The 16,616-nt window shown below is 67.8% G+C and carries 22 protein-coding genes; 13 read left to right on the top strand and 9 right to left on the bottom strand.

The annotated features are described in order from the left end of the window. Positions 1–32 precede the first annotated feature (32 nt). Together ACN2C8_RS15295 and ACN2C8_RS15290 are read left to right on the top strand one after the other, a co-directional pair. A complete protein-coding gene (locus ACN2C8_RS15295; RefSeq protein WP_419252883.1) occupies positions 33–770 on the top strand; it encodes a glycosyltransferase family 2 protein in 738 nt (245 codons plus the stop codon). Positions 771–947: 177 nt separating this feature from the next. Beyond that, the gene (locus ACN2C8_RS15290) at positions 948–1,373 is read left to right on the top strand and encodes a hypothetical protein (RefSeq protein ID WP_419252882.1); all 426 of its coding nucleotides are present in this window, start codon (positions 948–950) and stop codon (positions 1,371–1,373) included. Positions 1,374–1,394: 21 nt separating this feature from the next. On the opposite strand, the gene ACN2C8_RS15285 is transcribed toward ACN2C8_RS15290, so the two are convergent. After that, on the bottom strand, positions 1,395–1,544 hold the full coding sequence (locus tag ACN2C8_RS15285) for a hypothetical protein (protein WP_419252881.1): 150 nt from the start codon (positions 1,542–1,544) through the stop codon (positions 1,395–1,397). Positions 1,545–1,801: 257 nt separating this feature from the next. Here ACN2C8_RS15285 and ACN2C8_RS15280 point away from each other — a divergent pair, with 257 nt between their 5' ends. Then, positions 1,802–2,113 (top strand): DNA-binding protein, encoded by a 312-nt coding sequence (locus ACN2C8_RS15280; RefSeq protein WP_419252880.1) that lies wholly within the window; start codon positions 1,802–1,804, stop codon positions 2,111–2,113. Here the strand turns inward: ACN2C8_RS15280 and ACN2C8_RS15275 are convergent. Further along, a complete protein-coding gene (locus ACN2C8_RS15275) occupies positions 2,110–2,424 on the bottom strand; it encodes a hypothetical protein (protein ID WP_419252879.1) in 315 nt (104 codons plus the stop codon). The genes ACN2C8_RS15280 and ACN2C8_RS15275 overlap by 4 nt on opposite strands. 84 nt (positions 2,425–2,508) lie before the next feature. Continuing rightward, complete coding sequence (gene phaR / locus ACN2C8_RS15270) at positions 2,509–3,177, bottom strand: polyhydroxyalkanoate synthesis repressor PhaR (RefSeq protein WP_419252878.1); 669 nt, start codon at positions 3,175–3,177, stop codon at positions 2,509–2,511. A gap of 217 nt (positions 3,178–3,394) precedes the next feature. Here phaR and ACN2C8_RS15265 point away from each other — a divergent pair, with 217 nt between their 5' ends. The 3 genes from ACN2C8_RS15265 (at position 3,395) to ACN2C8_RS15255 (ending at position 6,351) form a co-directional block, all read left to right on the top strand. Beyond that, positions 3,395–4,570 (top strand): acetyl-CoA C-acetyltransferase, encoded by a 1,176-nt coding sequence (locus tag ACN2C8_RS15265; RefSeq protein WP_419252877.1) that lies wholly within the window; start codon positions 3,395–3,397, stop codon positions 4,568–4,570. Between the two features lie 87 nt (positions 4,571–4,657). Further along, a complete protein-coding gene (locus tag ACN2C8_RS15260; RefSeq protein ID WP_419252876.1) occupies positions 4,658–5,383 on the top strand; it encodes a beta-ketoacyl-ACP reductase in 726 nt (241 codons plus the stop codon). Between the two features lie 188 nt (positions 5,384–5,571). Continuing rightward, the gene (locus ACN2C8_RS15255) at positions 5,572–6,351 is read left to right on the top strand and encodes a DUF4908 domain-containing protein (RefSeq protein WP_419252875.1); all 780 of its coding nucleotides are present in this window, start codon (positions 5,572–5,574) and stop codon (positions 6,349–6,351) included. A gap of 99 nt (positions 6,352–6,450) precedes the next feature. Here the strand turns inward: ACN2C8_RS15255 and ACN2C8_RS15250 are convergent, their stop codons facing one another. The 3 genes from ACN2C8_RS15250 to gloB all read right to left on the bottom strand — a co-directional run bounded on the left by ACN2C8_RS15250 (position 6,451) and on the right by gloB (position 8,236). After that, on the bottom strand, positions 6,451–6,891 hold the full coding sequence (locus ACN2C8_RS15250; RefSeq protein WP_419252874.1) for a hypothetical protein: 441 nt from the start codon (positions 6,889–6,891) through the stop codon (positions 6,451–6,453). 128 nt (positions 6,892–7,019) lie between these two features. Beyond that, positions 7,020–7,493: a cupin domain-containing protein gene (locus ACN2C8_RS15245; protein ID WP_419252873.1), complete on the bottom strand. Its 474-nt coding sequence runs from the start codon at positions 7,491–7,493 to the stop codon at positions 7,020–7,022. After that, the gene (gloB, locus tag ACN2C8_RS15240; RefSeq protein ID WP_419252872.1) at positions 7,490–8,236 is read right to left on the bottom strand and encodes a hydroxyacylglutathione hydrolase; all 747 of its coding nucleotides are present in this window, start codon (positions 8,234–8,236) and stop codon (positions 7,490–7,492) included. Before gloB ends, ACN2C8_RS15245 begins: the two co-directional genes overlap by 4 nt. Before the next feature lie 80 nt (positions 8,237–8,316). On the opposite strand from gloB, the gene ACN2C8_RS15235 reads away from it, so the two are divergent. The 3 genes from ACN2C8_RS15235 (at position 8,317) to ACN2C8_RS15225 (ending at position 11,191) form a co-directional block, all read left to right on the top strand. Next, positions 8,317–9,138: a class I SAM-dependent methyltransferase gene (locus ACN2C8_RS15235; RefSeq protein ID WP_419252871.1), complete on the top strand. Its 822-nt coding sequence runs from the start codon at positions 8,317–8,319 to the stop codon at positions 9,136–9,138. Positions 9,139–9,164: 26 nt separating this feature from the next. After that, positions 9,165–9,509 (top strand): P-II family nitrogen regulator, encoded by a 345-nt coding sequence (locus ACN2C8_RS15230; protein WP_062143741.1) that lies wholly within the window; start codon positions 9,165–9,167, stop codon positions 9,507–9,509. Between the two features lie 170 nt (positions 9,510–9,679). Beyond that, positions 9,680–11,191: a phospholipase D-like domain-containing protein gene (locus ACN2C8_RS15225; protein WP_419252870.1), complete on the top strand. Its 1,512-nt coding sequence runs from the start codon at positions 9,680–9,682 to the stop codon at positions 11,189–11,191. Here ACN2C8_RS15225 and ACN2C8_RS15220 read toward each other — a convergent pair. The 3 genes from ACN2C8_RS15220 to metX form a co-directional block, all read right to left on the bottom strand. Continuing rightward, positions 11,127–11,924 (bottom strand): endonuclease/exonuclease/phosphatase family protein, encoded by a 798-nt coding sequence (locus tag ACN2C8_RS15220; RefSeq protein ID WP_419252869.1) that lies wholly within the window; start codon positions 11,922–11,924, stop codon positions 11,127–11,129. The two genes, ACN2C8_RS15225 and ACN2C8_RS15220, sit on opposite strands and share 65 nt — an antisense overlap. Further along, positions 11,921–12,595 carry a methionine biosynthesis protein MetW gene (gene metW, locus ACN2C8_RS15215; protein WP_419252868.1) on the bottom strand — a complete coding sequence of 225 codons (675 nt, stop codon included), beginning with the start codon at positions 12,593–12,595 and terminating at the stop codon, positions 11,921–11,923. The genes ACN2C8_RS15220 and metW overlap by 4 nt, the downstream gene beginning before the upstream one ends. Positions 12,596–12,731: 136 nt before the next feature. Further along, positions 12,732–13,886, bottom strand: a complete 1,155-nt coding sequence (metX, locus tag ACN2C8_RS15210; RefSeq protein ID WP_419252867.1) for a homoserine O-acetyltransferase MetX — start codon at positions 13,884–13,886, stop codon at positions 12,732–12,734. 78 nt (positions 13,887–13,964) lie between these two features. Here metX and ACN2C8_RS15205 point away from each other — a divergent pair, with 78 nt between their 5' ends. From ACN2C8_RS15205 to ACN2C8_RS15190, 4 genes are read left to right on the top strand one after another with little or no spacing between them, the layout of a single operon-like run. Then, positions 13,965–14,477, top strand: coding sequence for a SixA phosphatase family protein (locus ACN2C8_RS15205; RefSeq protein ID WP_419252866.1), 513 nt, complete (start codon positions 13,965–13,967; stop codon positions 14,475–14,477). After that, positions 14,474–14,818 carry a DUF952 domain-containing protein gene (locus ACN2C8_RS15200; RefSeq protein ID WP_419252865.1) on the top strand — a complete coding sequence of 115 codons (345 nt, stop codon included), beginning with the start codon at positions 14,474–14,476 and terminating at the stop codon, positions 14,816–14,818. The genes ACN2C8_RS15205 and ACN2C8_RS15200 overlap by 4 nt, the downstream gene beginning before the upstream one ends. Then, positions 14,815–15,873, top strand: coding sequence for a quinone-dependent dihydroorotate dehydrogenase (locus tag ACN2C8_RS15195; RefSeq protein WP_419252864.1), 1,059 nt, complete (start codon positions 14,815–14,817; stop codon positions 15,871–15,873). Before ACN2C8_RS15200 ends, ACN2C8_RS15195 begins: the two co-directional genes overlap by 4 nt. Continuing rightward, on the top strand, positions 15,870–16,607 hold the full coding sequence (locus ACN2C8_RS15190; RefSeq protein ID WP_419252863.1) for a TVP38/TMEM64 family protein: 738 nt from the start codon (positions 15,870–15,872) through the stop codon (positions 16,605–16,607). The genes ACN2C8_RS15195 and ACN2C8_RS15190 overlap by 4 nt, the downstream gene beginning before the upstream one ends. Positions 16,608–16,616 lie beyond the last annotated feature (9 nt).

Here is a 16,616-nt window from a genome sequence, read left to right as displayed (position 1 = left end):
TCGTGTGGCGACTTTTCAGGTATTAGAGGGCGATGACTGCTCAAGCCGCCGCAATCCCTGACTATTCGATTGTCGTCCCCGTCTTCGACGAGGGCGGCGCGGCCCCGGCCCTGGCGCGCGAGATCGCGGCCGCCTTCGCCGGTGAAAATCACGAGATCATCTTCATCGACGACGCCAGCCGCGATGACACCCGCGCCCTGCTGGTGGCCCTGAAGGCCGAGATTCCGCAGCTGCGGGTGTTGAGCCATCGCAAGAACTCCGGCCAGAGCCGCGCCGTGCGCAGCGGCATACTGGCGGCGCGCGGGCCGATCATCGTCACCCTGGACGGCGACGGCCAGAACGATCCGGCCGATGCGCCGCGCCTGGCCCGCGCCCTTGCGGCTGGTCCCGCCACCCTGGCCCTGGTCGGCGGCGAGCGGGTCAAGCGTCAGGACAGCAGCGCCAAGCGCTTCGCCTCAAAGTTCGGCAACGGCGTGCGCAAGCGCCTGTTGAAGGACACGGCCAACGACACCGGCTGCGGGCTGAAGGCCTTCCGTCGCGAGGCCTTCCTGCGGCTTCCCTATTTCGACCACATCCATCGCTATATCCCGGCCCTGATGCTGCGCGAGGGCTATGAGGTGGCGTTCCAGCCGGTGAACCATCGCCACCGCGAGAGCGGGGTGTCGAAATACACCAATTTCGGCCGGCTGAAGGCCTCGGTCAGCGATCTGCTGGGCGTGATGTGGCTGCAGACCCGGGCGCGCAATCCCCAGGGCGTCGACGAAGCCTAGAGCATGATCGTCGAACGTGGCCGCCCGTTTGGGCGGCTGCCACGCGTCACTTTGAAAGGTCCAGGCCGCAGGCTTGAGCCCCTTCAGGGTTGAACCGCCTTCTCCCGTCCGGGAAATGCGGTTAACCGTAAACAGCGCGACCCTGACGGCCGCGAGTCCTTGGGGGAGAGGCTGTCTATGTTCGCCGCGGTTCCGCTGCTGGCCCTGCCAGTGCTGGTCTACAATCTGATCGCTCTCACCCTGTCGGGGGCGTTCTTGTCGGCCCAGGCGCATGCGCGCATGACCGAGACCCTGTTCACCATCCACATGACCTCGCGCGTCGACTGGGCCGTCAGCCTCAGCGATCTGCTGCTGGCCGCCTCGCTGGTGGTGTTGTTCGTCGAGCTGCTGAAATCCACCACCAGCCGCAAGATCGCGATCATCAATCACTCGCTGTCGCTGGTGTTGTTCATAGTGTGCCTGATCGAGTTCCTGCTGGCCCCCGCCTTCGCGACCTCGACCTTCTTCCTGATCACCGTGATGGTCCTGCTGGACGTGCTGGCCGGCTTCATCGTCACCATCGTCGCTGCGCGGCGCGATGTGGATTTCGGCGACCACGGCTAGGACGCGATTACTGGGGCGCGACTACTGGGGCGTCGGTTTCCGGCGCTCCGCGATCCGCCGCTTTTCAGCCGCCCGCATCCCGAGCCAATGGGTCACGTAGGGCTCTGCGAACGTCCAGGCGAGCGTGGCGAGCAGGATCGCGACAAACAGGCCCGATAGCGTCAGAAGCACGAAAATTCTCCCCGGTGTGAGCGGGAGGAATAGCGCTCGCCGATTAAGGCTTGCTCGACGGTCGTGGTGAAGGCCGCGTTACGGGCGGAAGCCGGAAGGCTTGCCTGATCTAGGTCAGGGCCGTGAAGATCAGGGTGACCACGGCGATGTCGAGAAAGCGGATGGCGGCGGTCAGCATGGGAGCACTCGTCGGCGATGAATTCACCAACGGTTAAGCAAGACCGGCGCCAAGCCGGGTGTCGCGGGACGAAACGCTGATGGCGCTGTTCTTCGACCGGGGCTGGTACGAGGCGCGGCTGGCGCAGCGGGGCCTGAGCCGCGCCGTCATGGCCGCTGTCGCCCAGATGGACGAGGCGTCGCTGGAGCTGGCGTTCAAGGATCAGCGCGAGCTGAGCTGGAGCGAACTGACGGCTTTTGCTGAGCTTTTGGGCGTGACGACGGCTGAGGCGGCGTTGCGGGCCGGTGTGCGGCCACCGCTCGATCCGCTGGAGGCGCGGGACAGGCGCATCGCCATGCTGGAGGCCCGGGTCGCCGCCCTGGAGGCGCGCCTGAGCAAGCCGGGGTCCTAGATCGCGGTCTTTTTCAACAGGCCCGCCCTGGGACGGCGGTCGGCCTCGCCGGAATATTCCGTCCCGAGATAGGTCGATCGCGCCGAGTCGAGCACTTCCTGCCCACCGCGCAGGCCGCGCTTTTGACCGCTCTGGCCCATCAGGTGGGCCGCGAACGCGCCAAAGCTGCTCTTGCGCGGCGCCGATGCCGGCGGTTCCTCGCGCACGAACACGACATCCTCGGGTTCGGCCTCATGGGCGGAATCCTGACGCACGGTCAGCGCGCGACGCGAAGGGCTTGAACGCCGGATAGGATCGATAGGACCGGTCATGGTCAGCAGCCTAGGGCCCTGACCGTTAAGAACGGCTGTTCCGGTGTGGTTTCTGGAGGCTTAAGGGCAGGGCCCTCAGGGCCCTCAGGGCTTGGTGGCCAGTTTCTCGATCTGTTGCTGCATGACTTCCAGCTGGCGCTTGAGGTCGGCCAGGGAATCTTCGCTGGGCTGCGGGGCGGGCGCCATCGCGGCCGACTCGGACGAGCCCGCGGCGGCGGCGTCTTCTGGCCGGGCATAGGCGAAGGGCGAGAACATCTTCATCGCCCGGTCGAACAGGGCCATGTTCTGGCGAACCTGCTCCTCATAGACGCCGATGCCGACCGGCAGCTTGGCGGCGGTCAGGCCCGGCGTAACGCCGGCAAATTGGGTGCGCATCCGCTCCTGCTGCTTGGTGAAGCTTTCCAGCGACATCTCAAGATAGCTGGGCAGGAAGGCCTGCATGGAGTTGCCGTAGAAGCCGATCAGTTGGCGGAGGAACTGGACCGGCAGCAGATTCTGGCCGCCGCCGCGGTTTTCTTCCTCGAAAATGATCTGGGTCAGCACCGAGCGCGTGATGTCGTCATTAGACTTGGCGTCATAGACCACGAAGTCGATACCCTCTTTCACCATGTCCGACAGGTGTTCGAGGGTGACGTAGGAGCTGGACGCTGTGTTGTAGAGGCGACGGTTGGCGTATTTCTTGATGATCACGCGTTGACCGGCGGCTTTCTCAGCGCCGGCGGTGGTTTCGCCTTTTTCGGGGTTCTCGGACATTTCGTTCCCTGGGAGAGCGGTGTCGCCCGCTTTTCGCAACGCACTATCGCCAATGCAAACGCATGGCGCCAGTGGCCAGAACACTTGGAAGGCGCAACAAGCCGTGAAAAAGTGCCCGTGACGAACGCGGTTCGGTATGCATTGTGCTGCTGCACTGCAAAAGCACGGGCGCCGCAACTGCGAGGGCGTCACGTCAGATCGTTACGGGAGCTTCGCCATGAGCGACATCGTCATCGTTTCCGCCGCCCGCACGCCGGTCGGTTCCTTCAACGGGGCGCTGTCCAGCCTGCCCGCCTCCGAACTGGGCAAGATCGCCATCCAGGCCGCCATCGAGCGCGCCGGCATCTCGCCCGCCGACGTCGATGAAGTCATCCTGGGCCAGGTGCTGCAGGCCGGCGCCGGCCAGGGTCCGGCCCGTCAGGCCGCGATCAATGCCGGCATCCCGGTGGGCAGCCCGGCCTGGAGCCTCAACCAGCTGTGCGGCTCGGGCCTGCGCGCCGTGGCCCTGGCGGCCCAGCAGATCGCAGCGGGCGACGCCAGGATCGTTGTCGCCGGCGGCCAGGAAAGCATGAGCCAGGCGCCCCACGCCCAGCATCTGCGCAATGGCCAGAAGATGGGCGACCTGTCGTTCGTCGACACCATGATCAAGGACGGCCTGTGGGACGCCTTCCACGGCTATCACATGGGCCAGACGGCCGAGAACATCGCGTCACGCTGGCAGATCACCCGCGGCGACCAGGACGCCTTCGCCGTCGCCAGCCAGAACAAGGCCGAGGCCGCCCAGAAGGCCGGCCGCTTTGACGCCGAGATTGTCCCGGTCACCATCAAGGGCCGCAAGGGCGACACCATCGTCGACAAGGACGAGTTCATCCGCCACGGCGTGACGATCGACGCCATCTCGGGCCTGCGTCCGGCCTTCACCAAGGACGGCTCGGTCACCGCCGCCAACGCCTCGGGCCTCAATGACGGCGCCGCCGCCCTGGTGCTGATGAGCGCTGACGAAGCCAAGGCCCGCGGCCTGACTCCGCTGGCCCGCATCGCCTCGTGGGCCAATGCCGGCGTCGATCCGGAGATCATGGGCACCGGTCCGATCCCGGCCAGCCAGAAGGCCCTGGAAAAGGCCGGCTGGACCGTCGCCGACCTCGACCTGGTCGAGTCCAACGAAGCCTTCGCCGCCCAGTCGCTGTGCGTGGTGCAGGAGCTGGGTCTCGACACCGCCAAGGTCAATGTCAACGGCGGCGCCATCGCCATCGGTCACCCGATCGGCGCGTCGGGCGCGCGCATCCTCACCACCCTGCTGCACGAGATGAAGCGCTCGGGGGCCAAGAAGGGCCTGGCGACGCTGTGCATCGGCGGCGGCATGGGCGTGGCCATGTGCGTCGAGGCGGTCTGAACAGACAAATTTCGATGACAGTGCGCCGGGGCCTTGCCCCGGCCCGCTGATTGTCGACACTCATAAAAAGAAACTCGGGAGAGACACATGACGAGAGTTGCATTCGTGACCGGCGGCACCCGAGGGATCGGTCGCGCGATCTGCGAGCGCCTGGTGGCCGACGGCATGAAGGTCGCGGCCGGCTATTCCGGCAACGAAGAAGCCGCCGCCGCCTGCGCCAAGGACCTGGGCGTGATGGTGGTCAAGGGCAATGTCGGCTCGTTCGACGACTGCGCCGCCGCGGTGAAAAAGGTCGAGGCCGAGCTTGGTCCCATCGACGTGCTGATCAACAACGCCGGCATCACCCGCGACGGCATGCTGCACAAGATGACCTACGAGCAGTGGTCCGAAGTGATCCGCGTCAACATGGATAGCGCCTTCAACATGACCCGCCCGGTCATCGAAGGCATGCGCGAGCGCAGCTGGGGCCGGATCATCAACATCAGCTCGATCAACGGCCAGAAGGGCCAGATGGGCCAGACCAACTATTCGGCCGCCAAGGCGGGCCTGATCGGCTTCACCAAGGCCCTGGCGCTCGAAAACGCCAAGAAGGGCGTCACGGTCAATGTGATCTGCCCGGGTTACATCGACACCGAGATGGTCGCCGCCGTGCCGGAAAACGTGCTGGCCAGCATCATTGCCGGCATCCCGGTGGGTCGCCTGGGCAAGGGCGAGGAGATCGCCGACATGGTCTCGTTCCTGGCCGGCGAGCGGGCGGGCTTCGTGACCGGCGCCACCCTGACCCTGAACGGCGGACAGTACATGGCGGCCTAAAGGCTGTCCGTACTGGCATGTTTGCAACGGCCCGGCGCGCAGGCGACCGGGCCGTTGTTACGACGGTTGACGATGCGGGGCGTTTCGTCGTGAAACCTTCACCCAGGGGGCGACGGCGGATCGCAGGGCGTGGGGGCAGCGACCTCCGTCCAAGATTCGCCCTAGTCGGCGGGCATGACAGCTGAATGATGAGTTCGATTGTTGAGAAGAGCGGCTGGGGGGCGAAGATCGTCCTCGCGATCGTCGCCATCCTCGCGGTCGGTTCCCCCGCCAGCGCCCAACAGGCCGCGCAGTCCCTGAAGGACGCCCTGCTGGGCCATCGCGGCTTCTCGACTTCGCGCCGTCCGGCGCCGCCCGCGGTCGCTCGCTATGTCTCGGAAAGCGGCAGCGCCTTCGTGCTGGACCGCGCCTCGCCACTGCCCTTGCTGAAGTTCGAGAACAGCGCCGAGGTCTGGGTGCTGTCACCGCAGCCCGCCTCGCGCGGCGACGTCATCTATCACAACGAGATGGGCGAGCCGATGCTGCGGGCCACCAAGCTCGGCGGCATGATCCTGTTCACCGACGAGAGTCCCAACGGTGCGGCCGCGGCCCTGACCGGCAAGGCGCCGTCGATCCAGCCGCCGGCCGCCATCTCCCCCATCGCCCTCTATCAGCGCATGGGTCAGGCCAGCATCCGCGCCAGCCGCGCGGCCCAGCGGCAGATGCCGTTCGAAACGCTGCAGGATGCGCGGCCGGAGACCTCCGTGCTGATCGCCGAGTCCGCGATCATCACCGCCGAGGCGTTCGAGCGAATCGCCCGCAAGGGTGACCGTTCAATCCTGGCCGGGATTACGCGGGTTGTGCTGGCCGAGGGCGACAAGCCCGGCGCCACCCTTAGGAACGGGGCCCTGATCGTGACCTATGCCCCCGGCCAGGGCATGGCCGGGCGCCCGTCATCGAAGCGGATCGTCAAGGTGGTCAACCGGTAGGGCGGACGTCAGCGGCAGGGGCTTTTCAGAGCCGGCCCGCCTGGACCCCGCCCGTCTGGACCCTGCTGGGCGCTAAAGCCGCCTACCGGCTGGACGGACTTAGGCGGCTTCCACCCCGAGGGTTTTCAGTTCCTTGAGGAACCGCGTCAGGCTGGCGTGAGAGCGCCGCAGGCTGGCGACCATTTCAGGCCGCGCCAGGGCTTCGCCGGGCACGATGAAGCCTTCGCGTCCAACCTTTTTGGCGACGCCGCGCTTCAGCATTTCGACCACGCGGCGACGGACGGTTTCGTAGGGCAGGCCCAGGGAGTCGGCGACCTGGCGGATGGTGATCGGGCGGCGCTCTTCATCGGGCGGAATGTCGTCGATCTCGGCATACACCTTGCCCCGCAAATGCGAGACGTTGCCCGCCCAGAGGGTCGTGTAGACGAGCGAATAGACGATATCGACGCCATGGGCCTCGTTGGCGATTTCAACCCAGCGTAAAATGTAATCCGTGGCGCAGCGCACCGCCGCGCGCGCGTCATGGTACTCGTCCGACATCGTCTCGCCACTCCCCAATTTGGGGAACCCTGTTACAGCGAACCGGGTTCTCTCGGGGCGAAAAGGTTGGCGCAGGGGGTGCGGCATACTGTCTCGCCCCCTCAAAACAGACCCAAATTGGGGAGGGGCTAGTCTGGCCGGATTTTTGGACGCCAGTCCGGCGGCGCCATCTCGAAGCCTTCGAATCGGAAGCCCGGGGCGACCGTGCAACTGACCAGGGTCCAGGCGCCGAGGCTTACGGCGGTCTGCCACCACAGCGTGGGAACGACCATCTGGGGACGGCAGCCTGCGCGCAGGTCAGGACCCAGCACATGCGCCGTCGCGCCGTCACCGTCAGGCGGCGACAGGGTCAGCGAGAGCGGCGCGCCGGCGTGATAGTGCCAGACCTCGACTGCATCGACCCGGTGCCAGGCCGACATCTGCTGCGCCTCCAGCAGGTAGTAGATCGCCGTCGAGGCCGGCCGGGCGCCGTCGACCGACACGTCCTCAAACGTCCGGCGATACCAGCCACCTTCCGGATGCGGCTGAAGGTCCAGCAGTCGAATGATTTCCCGAGCGCCCAGATCGCCGGAGATGCCCAAGGGCCTGGTTTCGGGGCTCATCCCTTGAAGCCGTCCTTGGCGGCGCGGATCTCGGCGAAGGCCTGGGCAGGGTCCAGGTTCGGACGCAGCAGGGGCGCGCGGAGGAACGGGTTGGTCGCCTTTTCGACGCCGATCGAGGTCGGGACGGTAGGCTCGCCCCGTTCGCGGGCGGCGAAGATCTGCTCGGTGCGCGCCTTCAGGACGGGATCATTATCGACCGACAGGGCAAAGCGGGCGTTCGAGGCCGTGTATTCATGGGCGCAGTAAACGGTTGTGGCGTCCGGCAGGGCGGTCAGCTTTGACAGCGAGCCCCACATCTGTTCGGCCGTGCCCTCGAACAGCCGCCCGCAACCCAGGGCGAACAGGGTGTCGCCCACGAAGGCGATCGCGTCTGCGGCGTCATGATAGGCGATATGGCCCAGGGTATGGCCGCCCGTGTCGATGACCGTGAGGCGGGTCTGACCCAGGTCCACCACATCGCCGTCGACCACCTCGCGATCCAGCGGCGCGATGCGGGTCACCTCGGCCGGGCCGACGATCATGGCGCCGGTCGCGGCCTTGATCGCGGCGTTGCCGCCGGCGTGGTCGGGATGCCAGTGGGTGTTGAGGATCAGGTCCAGCCCCCAGCCCAGGGTCTTCAGCTCGGCCAGGATCGCGTCGGCGTCGGGCGTATCGATGGTCGCGGTCATCCCGGTGGCGTCGTCGCGCACGAGAAAGCCATAGTTGTCGGACAGGCAGGCGAACTGGTGAACGGTCAGCGACATGGAAAGCCTTGTTCTGTGTCAGGCGGTGACGCGAGGCCCGCCACCGCCTACATAGATGAACTGGCCGCCCCGGAGACTCAATGCGTCGCGACGTGCTCGATCTCAGAGCCTTCTACGCTACCCCGCTTGGCCGTGCAGCGCGGCTGATGCTGGCGCGCAAGGTCGAGGAGGCGTGGGGCAGCACGCGCGGCCTCGATGTGCTGGGCCTGGGCTACGCGACCCCCTTTCTGGATGCGGCCCGCCAGAACGCCCGGCGCGTGGTGGCCGCCATGCCCGCCACCCAGGGCGTCGAGGTCTGGCCGCACGGCGGTCGCAACCAGGCCTGCCTGGTCGAGGAAACGGCGCTGCCGCTGCCCAACGCCATGTTTGACCGGGTCCTGGCCGTCCATGCCCTGGAAGAGGCCGATGATCCGGCCGCCGTCCTGGCCGAGATCGGCCGGGTTCTGGCCCCCACCGGCCGGCTGATCGTGGCGGTTGCGTCGCGCGACGGCCTCTGGGCCGGCGCCGAGAGCACGCCTTTCGGCCATGGCCGGCCCTTCAGTCGCAGCCAGCTGGAGCGGCTGATCCGCGACGCCGATCTTGAGCCCGCCGGCTGGACCCGGGCGCTGTATGCGCCGCCCATCGCCATGACCGCCGGCTGGGCCGAGGGCTTCGAGCAGGTCGGGGCCCGCCTGTGGCCGCGTTTCGCCGGATTGATTCTGATGGAAGCGGTCAAGCAGACCTTCGCCGTAAAGCCGCGCGGCCACCGCGCGCGCGTCCGCGTTTTCACACCAGGCGTCCTCTCGCCCAGCCCCGCCGGTCCGGCGACAGCGCGCAAGGCGCCTGTTCGGAAGGCGCCGGCGCGCATTGCGGACGGATCGCACTTGGACGCGCCGCGTTCGAAGCCTAGCTTAGGTTCGTAATCACTGTTCGCTGCGGGAGCCGCGCCATGAAAATGATCGTCGCCATCATCAAGCCCAGCCGCCTCGACGCCGTTCTCGAAGCGGTCACCGAGGCTGGCGCGTCCGGGCTGACGGTGACCGAGGTGCGCGGCTATGGCCGGCAGAAGGGCAAGACCGAGGTCTATCGCGGCGCCGAGTACGAGGTGAAGCTGCTGCCGAAGGTCAAGCTCGAGATCGCCGTGCCCACCGATGTCGTGGAGCCTGTGGTCGAGGCCCTGCAGCGCACCGCCAACACCGGCAAGATCGGCGACGGCAAGGTGTTCGTCATGGACCTTGAACAGGCCCTGCGCATCCGCACCGGCGAGCGCGACGCGGCGGCGATCGCGGGCTAGGCCTTCCCCGCGCTCAACGCCTTCCGCGGTTCGAGGCCGATGAAGGTCCGGACCCCCCTGGCGGTCGCACGCCAGTTTCCCATATCGCTCGAAGACTTCGCGAGCCTGATTTGAAGCGGAGCCATAGGCCGGGTCTGCGCGTTGTCGAATCTCACCGCGATTGGAGCGACATGGGCGAGCGGTCTTCTATTTTTCGGCAAGGCTACAACTGCTGGCTCGTCGAGCCCGCCGACCGGCTGGCCCTGTTCATCGACAACGACGAGACCTTCGACGCGCTCAAGCCGCTGCTGCTGGCCGCCAAGCGCTCGATCTGGATTCTGGCCTGGGTGTTCGACCCTCTGACGCGGCTGGATCCGGACCGGGTTCGCAAGAGCCGCGATCCCGAGCAGGCTGACCGCATCGGGCTGATCCTGCGCCGGCAGGCGGCCCTGAACCCGGCGCTGGACGTTCGCATCCTGACCTGGGACATGCCGTTCCCGATCGCTGCCGCTCAGCTGTTCGGGCCCCAGCGCGGCGCGGCGTTCTTCGCAGGCTCCCGGGTCAAGTATCAGCTCGACGCCACCCTGCCGGCCTCGGCCTGCCATCATCAGAAGGTGGTGCTCATCGACGGGGCGACGGCCTTGCTGAGCGGCGGCGACATCGGCGTCGATCGCTGGGACACCTGCGAGCATCTCGACAATGATCCCCGTCGCCGCCTGCCGACCAGACGCCACTATCCGGCCCGGCACGAGGTGGCGATGCTGGTCGATGGCCGCGCAGCTGAGGCCCTGGGCGACCTGTTCATCGCCCGTTGGCGTAACGCCACTGGCGAGAGCCTGAGCCCCCCGGAAAGGCCCGACGAGGCGCCCTGGCCGCCGGGGCTTCTACCCGACCTGCGCCGCGCACAGGTGGCGATCAGCCGGACCGAGGCCGCCTGGAAGGACCGGCCGGAGGTCACCGAAAGCCTGCTGCTGCACCTCTCCAGCATCCGGGCGGCCAAGCGGCTGATCTATCTGGAAAACCAGTATCTGACCTCGCCGATCATCGTCGAAGCCCTGGCCGAGCGCCTGATCGAGCCCGACGGCCCCGAGGTGGTGACGGTCGGGCCCGCCCGCAGTCCCAGCTATTTCGACCAGATCACCATGGACAGCGCTCGCACCTCGGCGATCAACCGACTGCGGTCGGTCGATGTTCACAACCGCTTCTCGGCGTTCAGCGCCCATACGCCCAAGGGCGACCCGATCATCGTCCATTCCAAGGTGGCGATCATCGACGACGGGATGCTGCGGGTCGGCTCGGCCAATCTCAATAACCGCTCGATCGGTCTCGACACCGAGTGCGACTTGGCCTTCGAGGGGCGAGACGAGCAGGGGCGGGAGGTCATCACCGCCTTCCTGGCCCGGCTGATCGGTCACTTCCTGGCGCGTCCGGCCATCGATGTGGTCGAAGCCCTGCAGCGCGAGGGCGGCCTGGCGGCGGCGATCAACGCCCTGGACGTCAAGGGCGGTCCGCCGCGCCGGCTGCAGCCGGTGCCCGCGCGGCATCTGACCGGCGTCCAGCAGTTCATCGCTGACTGGAGCCTTGGCGACGCCATTTCACCCGACGACGCTTGGCGACCCTGGGGCCGCCGCGAGCGTCTCAAGCAGGATCTGGTTCGCCTGACGGAACCGCCACCGGAACCCCCGGCGCACCTGCTGCCGTAACCTCCAGATCGACCACCAGCGGCAGGTGGTCGGAGGCCACTCGGGCCCGGGCGTCGTAGGGCGACCTCACCGCGAGGGTTTCCAGGCCCTTGGTCAGGAAGACGTGGTCGATGCGCATGAACGGGAAGCTGGAGGGGAAGGTCGCCGTGGCGGGCCGCAGCCACGTCCCGCTGGGCGTTTGGGCGTCGCGCAGGGCGGCGCGCAGCAGGCGGTAGGTGGCCGAGTAGGGCGAGGCGTTGAAGTCGCCCAGCAGCACGCCCGGCGCGGTCCAGGCGTCAGACATCATCCAGGCTTCGCCCAGCAGGGCGGCGGCCTGACGCTTCTGTTCCTGCGGGATCAGGCCCAGATGGGTGTTGATGATCTGGACAGGCGTGTCGCCGACCATGACCTCGACCCACAGGGCCCCGCGCGGCTCCAGCCCCGGCACCCGCCGGTAGAGCGGCAGGCCCTGCGCCTTGATCCGGCGCTCGGGCAGGGCGGTCAGGATGGCGTCGCCATACAGTTCCTCCTCCACGGCCATGGCCGGATGGAAGTGGAACTTCATCTTCAGCAGTTCGGCCAGGCGGTGAGCCTGATCCACCGTCTTGGTGCGCCGGCGCAGGACGTCCAGTTCCTGCAGCGCTACCACATCGGGATTTTCGGCGGCGATGACCTCGGCGATGCGCTCGACGTCGAGCGCACGGTCCGTGCCCACGCAGCGGTGGACGTTGTAGGTCATCAGGCGAAGCTTCATCCGTCGAAGAGATCGCCTGAGACCCTCGATGGTTCCCTCGCCGACGTCTCATTCGTGCCGGGCTCGACCCGGCTGAGCATGAACAGGCAGCTTTCCGCCCGCCAGTTCTCGAGCGGGCTGGCCGGATCGATCGGCCGGGCGGGGCCTGAACCGGCAAAGGCCGCGCAGGCGTCGACCCGCACGTTCAGATCATCGGTCAGGGCCAGGAAGTCGACCAGGGTGCACAGGTGGATATTGGGCGTCGACCACCAGGGCATGGGCAGGGCCTTGGTCTCGGGCATCCGGCCCTGGCTCAGCAGCGACCAGCGCACCCGCCAGTGGCCGAAATTGGGGAACGAGACGATCGCCCGGTCGGCGATGCGCAACAGCTCGGCCAGCACGTGGCGCGGCTGGCGCGTCGCCTGCAGGGTCTGGGACAGGATGGCGTAGTCGAAGGTCTTGTCGGGGAAGTGGTCCAGGTCCTGGTCGGCGTCGCCCTGCACTACCGACAGGCCCCGCGCCATGCAGGCCGCCACGCCGCTGGCGCTGATCTCCAGCCCTCGGCCGTCGACCTGCTTTTCATGGGCCAGCAGATCCAGCAGCGCGCCCTCCTCGCAGCCGACGTCGAGCACGCGTGAGCCGGGACGGACGAGGCGCAGGATTTCGCGGAAGTCTTCGCGGGTAGTGGTCATGCTGAAAATCCTCCCCCTAGCGGGGGAGGTGTCGGCGCAGCCGACGGTGGGGGAAGTGACGGCCGACTCATCGCGGTTTTCCCCCACCGACCTTCGGTCGCCTCCCCCTTCAGGGGGAGGACTTGGATGCGCACGCTCACGCCAATCCCCGCTCACGTTCCACCGACCCCAGGAACCCCGTCAATGCCGCGTCCATCACCGGCTCGTCCAGCAGGAAGGCGTCATGGCCCTTGTCGCTCTCGATCTCGACGAAGGCCACGCGGCAGCCGGCGGCCGTCAGGGCGCGGACGATGTGGCGGTTCTCGGTGGTGGGATACAGCCAGTCGCTGGTGAAGCTCAGCACGCAGAACCGCATGTGCCGGGCCCGGGTAAAGGCGCTGGCCAGCACCCCGCCATGGCTGGCGGCGATGTCGAAATAGTCCATGGCCCGGGTGATGTAGAGATAGCTGTTGGCGTCGAAGCGATCGACGAAGCTGGCGCCCTGGTGACGCAGATAGCTCTCGACCTGGAAGTCGGCGTCGAAGCCCCAGGACAGGCCGTCGCGCTGCAGCTCGCGGCCGAACTTCCGCTGCAGGGCCGGCTCGGACAGATAGGTGATGTGGGCGGCCATCCGCGCCACGGCCAGACCCTTTTCGGGCCGCGTTCCGTGGTCGGCATAGGCCCCGCCCCGCCAGTCGGGGTCGGCCATGATCGCCTGGCGGCCCACCTCGTGGAAGGCGATGTTCTGGGCCGAATGGCGCGAGGCCGAGGCGATGATCACCGCGCTGGCCAGCCGCTCGGGATAGTCGACCGCCCATTGCTGGACCTGCATGCCGCCCATCGAACCGCCGACCACGGCGAACAGGGTGTCGACCCCCAGCGCCGTCACCAGCATGGCCTGGGCGCGGACCATGTCGCTGATGGTGATCATCGGGAACGACAGGGCCCAGGGCTTGCCGGTCGCCGGGTTGATCGAGGCGGGACCCGTCGAGCCCATGCAGCCGCCGATGACGTTCGAGCAAATGATGAAGTGGCGCGCCGGGTCCAGCGGCTTGCCCGGTCCCACCAGCCGCAGCCACCAGCCGGGCTTGCCCGTGGTCGGGTGCGGCGAGGCCACATGCTGGTCGCCGGTCAGGGCGTGACAGATCAGGACGGCGTTGGAGCGGTCGGCATTGAGGGCGCCATAGGTCTGGTAGGCGACCTCCAGCCCCTCGATAACGCCACCCGAATCGAGGCGCAGGGGCGCGCTGGTCGGGAACCGCCAGGTTCCGCCATCGGACAGCGCGGAGGGGGCCAGATCCAGGTCAGCCATGACCGCCTTGGACCGCTTGACGAAGAAGGTGTCAACCGCCCGCTTCCGGCGGGCCCCGGCTGAGGCTATGGAGGGCGCATGGACCGTCTGATCCTCATGCGCCACGGCCAGGCCGAACGGCAGGCCGCGACTGGCGGCGACTTCGAGCGTGGCTTGACCCCGAAAGGGCGCGAGGACGCGACTCTGATGGGTCAGCTGCTGGCCCGCAGCGGCGCGACGCCCGATCTGGTGCTGGTTTCCAGCGCCCGCCGGACCCGCGAGACCTTCGCCGCCGTCTCGGCCGCCTTTCCCAAGGCCCGGGTCGAGTTCCGCCGCGACCTCTATCACGCCGAGCCCGAAGAGGTGGTCGCGGCCCTGGAGGACGAAGGCGACGCCGCCAGCGTGGTCATGGTCATCGGCCACAATCCCGGCCTGCACGAACTGGCCCTGCGCCTGGTCTTGCAGGGCGGAGCCGAGCCTGTGGCCCTGAACAAGGTCCGCGGTCGCTTTCCCACCGCCACCACGGCGGTCTTCGCCTTCGGCTCGGGTGGTCCGCCCGTGCTGGAGCATCTCTTCTACGCGTCCGAACATGGCGGAACAGGCGGCGAATGACCCTGATCTACAAGATCCTCTCCCGCGCCGAGTGGGAGGCCGCCCAGGCTGCCGGCGAGTTCAAGGGCTCGGCGGTTGATCACGCCGACGGCTTCATCCACCTGTCGGGGGCCGACCAGGCCCAGGAGACCGCCGCCAAATACTTCGTCGGCCAGGCTGACCTGGTCCTGCTGGGCGTCGAGGCCGAGTCGCTGGGCGAGGCCCTGAAGTGGGAAGCCTCGCGCGGCGGGGCGCTGTTCCCGCATCTCTATCGCCCCCTGCTCGTCCCCGAGGTCGTCACGCAGCGGTCGCTGAAGCTGGATGGCGACGGCGTGCCGCAGCTGGGCGTTCTGTCCGCATGAGCCTGCACGATCTCGCCGCCCACGCGCTGCACGCCTTCGACCCCGAAGACGCCCATGGCCTGGCCATCCGCGGCCTGAAGGCTGGCCTTGGCCCGCGTGACAGCGCGCCTGACGATCCGCTGCTGTCGATCTCCCTGGCCGGCATGCACCTGAGCAGCTGCGTGGGCTTGGCCGCCGGCTTCGACAAGAACGCCGAGGTGCCCGACGCCATGCTGGCCGCCGGCTTCGGCTTTGTGGAGGCGGGGACCGTCACGCCTCTGCCCCAGGCCGGCAATCCGCGTCCGCGCCTGTTTCGCCTGACGCAGGACCAGGCGGTGATCAACCGCATGGGCTTCAACAACGAGGGCCTGGAGGTTTTCGCCGATCGCCTGTCCCGGCGCGCCGGCCGTCCTGGCATCGTCGGGGCCAATATCGGGGCCAACAAGGACGCGACCGACCGGATCGAGGACTATGTCACCGGCCTGACCCGCCTGTGGGGGCTCTCGGACTATTTCACCGTCAACATCTCCTCGCCCAACACGCCGGGCCTGCGCGCCCTGCAGACCAAGGCGGCGCTGGAGGAATTGCTGGGTCGCCTGGCCGAGACCCGGGCCATGCTGAAGGCCGGCTCGACCAGCGACTATCCGATCTTCCTGAAAGTCGCCCCCGATCTCGAGGACGGCGAGGTCGAGGCCATTGTCGAGACCGTGGTCGCCAATGGCCTGGACGGCATCATCGTCAGCAACACCACCATCGCCCGCCCCGCCACGCTGCAGTCGGCCGGCAAGGCCGAGACCGGCGGCCTGTCGGGCGCGCCGCTGCTGGAGCCCTCCACGGCGGTGCTGAAGCGCTTCCACGCCGCCGCCGCGGGCCGAACCGCCCTGATCGGGGCCGGCGGCGTCGCCGATGGAGCCGGCGCCTATGCCAAGATCCGGGCCGGCGCCCGGGCGGTGCAGCTCTATTCCGCCCTCGTCTATGGCGGCCCCGACCTGGTGGTCCGCATCAAGCGCGACCTGGCCAAACGGCTGCGCGCCGATGGCTTCGCCACCGTCGAGGACGCGGTCGGCGCCGCATGACCGTTGAGCGGGCGTTGTTGCTGCTGCGACGATTCGGGCCCGTGGTGGCGCTGGTGGGGCTCTTCGTCTGGGCGCTGGCCAGCGGCTTGGCCGGGCATATCTCGCTGGAGGACCTCCGGATCCAGGCCCAGGCCCTGCAGGCCTTTGTGCGTGAACACCCAGTGTTGAGCATCGCGGCCTATATCGGCGTCTATGTGGCCACCGTTTCGATTTCCCTGCCCGGCGCGCTGATCCTGTCGCTGTCGGGGGGCTTTCTGTTTGGCCCGGTGCTGGGCGGGGCGGTCGCCGTCACCGGGGCTACCGGCGGCTCTACGGTGGTCTATCTGGTCTCCCGCACGGCCTTCGCCGACTTCCTGCGTCGCTGGAAAAACCCGCTGCTGCTGAAGATCGAGGACGGGTTTCGCGACAACGCCTTTTCCTATCTGCTGACCCTGCGGCTGATCCCCGCCTTCCCGCTGCTGCTGGTCAATGTCGCCTCGGGCCTGATGGGCGTGCCGCTGCGCACCTTCCTGCTCGCCTCGTTCCTGGGGATGGTCCCCAGCTCCTTCGTCTATGCCGGGATCGGGGCCGGACTGGGCCATGTGTTCGCCGAGGGTCACCCCGTGGCGCTGCACACCCTGCTGTCGCCGAGGATCTATCTGCCCATCATCGGCATGGGCGTGCTGGCGTTTCTGCCGCCGCTGTGGCGCCATTGGCGACGCGGGCGCGTTGCTCCCGCGCCCGACGTGAAGTAACTCAGGGTC

Source organism: Caulobacter sp. ErkDOM-C (assembly GCF_048541825.1).
Taxonomy (GTDB): Bacteria; Pseudomonadota; Alphaproteobacteria; order Caulobacterales; family Caulobacteraceae; genus Caulobacter.
The sequence above is the reverse complement of the archived record's forward strand: the minus strand, read 5'-3'. Positions and strand labels throughout refer to the sequence as shown.

What these genes read in the sequence shown, in the direction of transcription:
- ACN2C8_RS15295 (WP_419252883.1), top strand. Translation starts at nt 33, where the DNA reads ATGACTGCTCAAGCCGCCGCAATCCCTGACTATTCGATTGTCGTCCCC.
- ACN2C8_RS15290 (WP_419252882.1), top strand. Translation starts at nt 948, where the DNA reads ATGTTCGCCGCGGTTCCGCTGCTGGCCCTGCCAGTGCTGGTCTACAAT.
- ACN2C8_RS15280 (WP_419252880.1), top strand. Translation starts at nt 1,802, where the DNA reads ATGGCGCTGTTCTTCGACCGGGGCTGGTACGAGGCGCGGCTGGCGCAG.
- ACN2C8_RS15275 (WP_419252879.1), bottom strand. Translation starts at nt 2,424, where the DNA reads ATGACCGGTCCTATCGATCCTATCCGGCGTTCAAGCCCTTCGCGTCGC.
- phaR (WP_419252878.1), bottom strand. Translation starts at nt 3,177, where the DNA reads ATGTCCGAGAACCCCGAAAAAGGCGAAACCACCGCCGGCGCTGAGAAA.
- ACN2C8_RS15265 (WP_419252877.1), top strand. Translation starts at nt 3,395, where the DNA reads ATGAGCGACATCGTCATCGTTTCCGCCGCCCGCACGCCGGTCGGTTCC.
- ACN2C8_RS15260 (WP_419252876.1), top strand. Translation starts at nt 4,658, where the DNA reads ATGACGAGAGTTGCATTCGTGACCGGCGGCACCCGAGGGATCGGTCGC.
- ACN2C8_RS15255 (WP_419252875.1), top strand. Translation starts at nt 5,572, where the DNA reads ATGAGTTCGATTGTTGAGAAGAGCGGCTGGGGGGCGAAGATCGTCCTC.
- ACN2C8_RS15250 (WP_419252874.1), bottom strand. Translation starts at nt 6,891, where the DNA reads ATGTCGGACGAGTACCATGACGCGCGCGCGGCGGTGCGCTGCGCCACG.
- ACN2C8_RS15245 (WP_419252873.1), bottom strand. Translation starts at nt 7,493, where the DNA reads ATGAGCCCCGAAACCAGGCCCTTGGGCATCTCCGGCGATCTGGGCGCT.
- gloB (WP_419252872.1), bottom strand. Translation starts at nt 8,236, where the DNA reads ATGTCGCTGACCGTTCACCAGTTCGCCTGCCTGTCCGACAACTATGGC.
- ACN2C8_RS15235 (WP_419252871.1), top strand. Translation starts at nt 8,317, where the DNA reads ATGCGTCGCGACGTGCTCGATCTCAGAGCCTTCTACGCTACCCCGCTT.
- ACN2C8_RS15230 (WP_062143741.1), top strand. Translation starts at nt 9,165, where the DNA reads ATGAAAATGATCGTCGCCATCATCAAGCCCAGCCGCCTCGACGCCGTT.
- ACN2C8_RS15225 (WP_419252870.1), top strand. Translation starts at nt 9,680, where the DNA reads ATGGGCGAGCGGTCTTCTATTTTTCGGCAAGGCTACAACTGCTGGCTC.
- ACN2C8_RS15220 (WP_419252869.1), bottom strand. Translation starts at nt 11,924, where the DNA reads ATGAAGCTTCGCCTGATGACCTACAACGTCCACCGCTGCGTGGGCACG.
- metW (WP_419252868.1), bottom strand. Translation starts at nt 12,595, where the DNA reads ATGACCACTACCCGCGAAGACTTCCGCGAAATCCTGCGCCTCGTCCGT.
- metX (WP_419252867.1), bottom strand. Translation starts at nt 13,886, where the DNA reads ATGGCTGACCTGGATCTGGCCCCCTCCGCGCTGTCCGATGGCGGAACC.
- ACN2C8_RS15205 (WP_419252866.1), top strand. Translation starts at nt 13,965, where the DNA reads ATGGACCGTCTGATCCTCATGCGCCACGGCCAGGCCGAACGGCAGGCC.
- ACN2C8_RS15200 (WP_419252865.1), top strand. Translation starts at nt 14,474, where the DNA reads ATGACCCTGATCTACAAGATCCTCTCCCGCGCCGAGTGGGAGGCCGCC.
- ACN2C8_RS15195 (WP_419252864.1), top strand. Translation starts at nt 14,815, where the DNA reads ATGAGCCTGCACGATCTCGCCGCCCACGCGCTGCACGCCTTCGACCCC.
- ACN2C8_RS15190 (WP_419252863.1), top strand. Translation starts at nt 15,870, where the DNA reads ATGACCGTTGAGCGGGCGTTGTTGCTGCTGCGACGATTCGGGCCCGTG.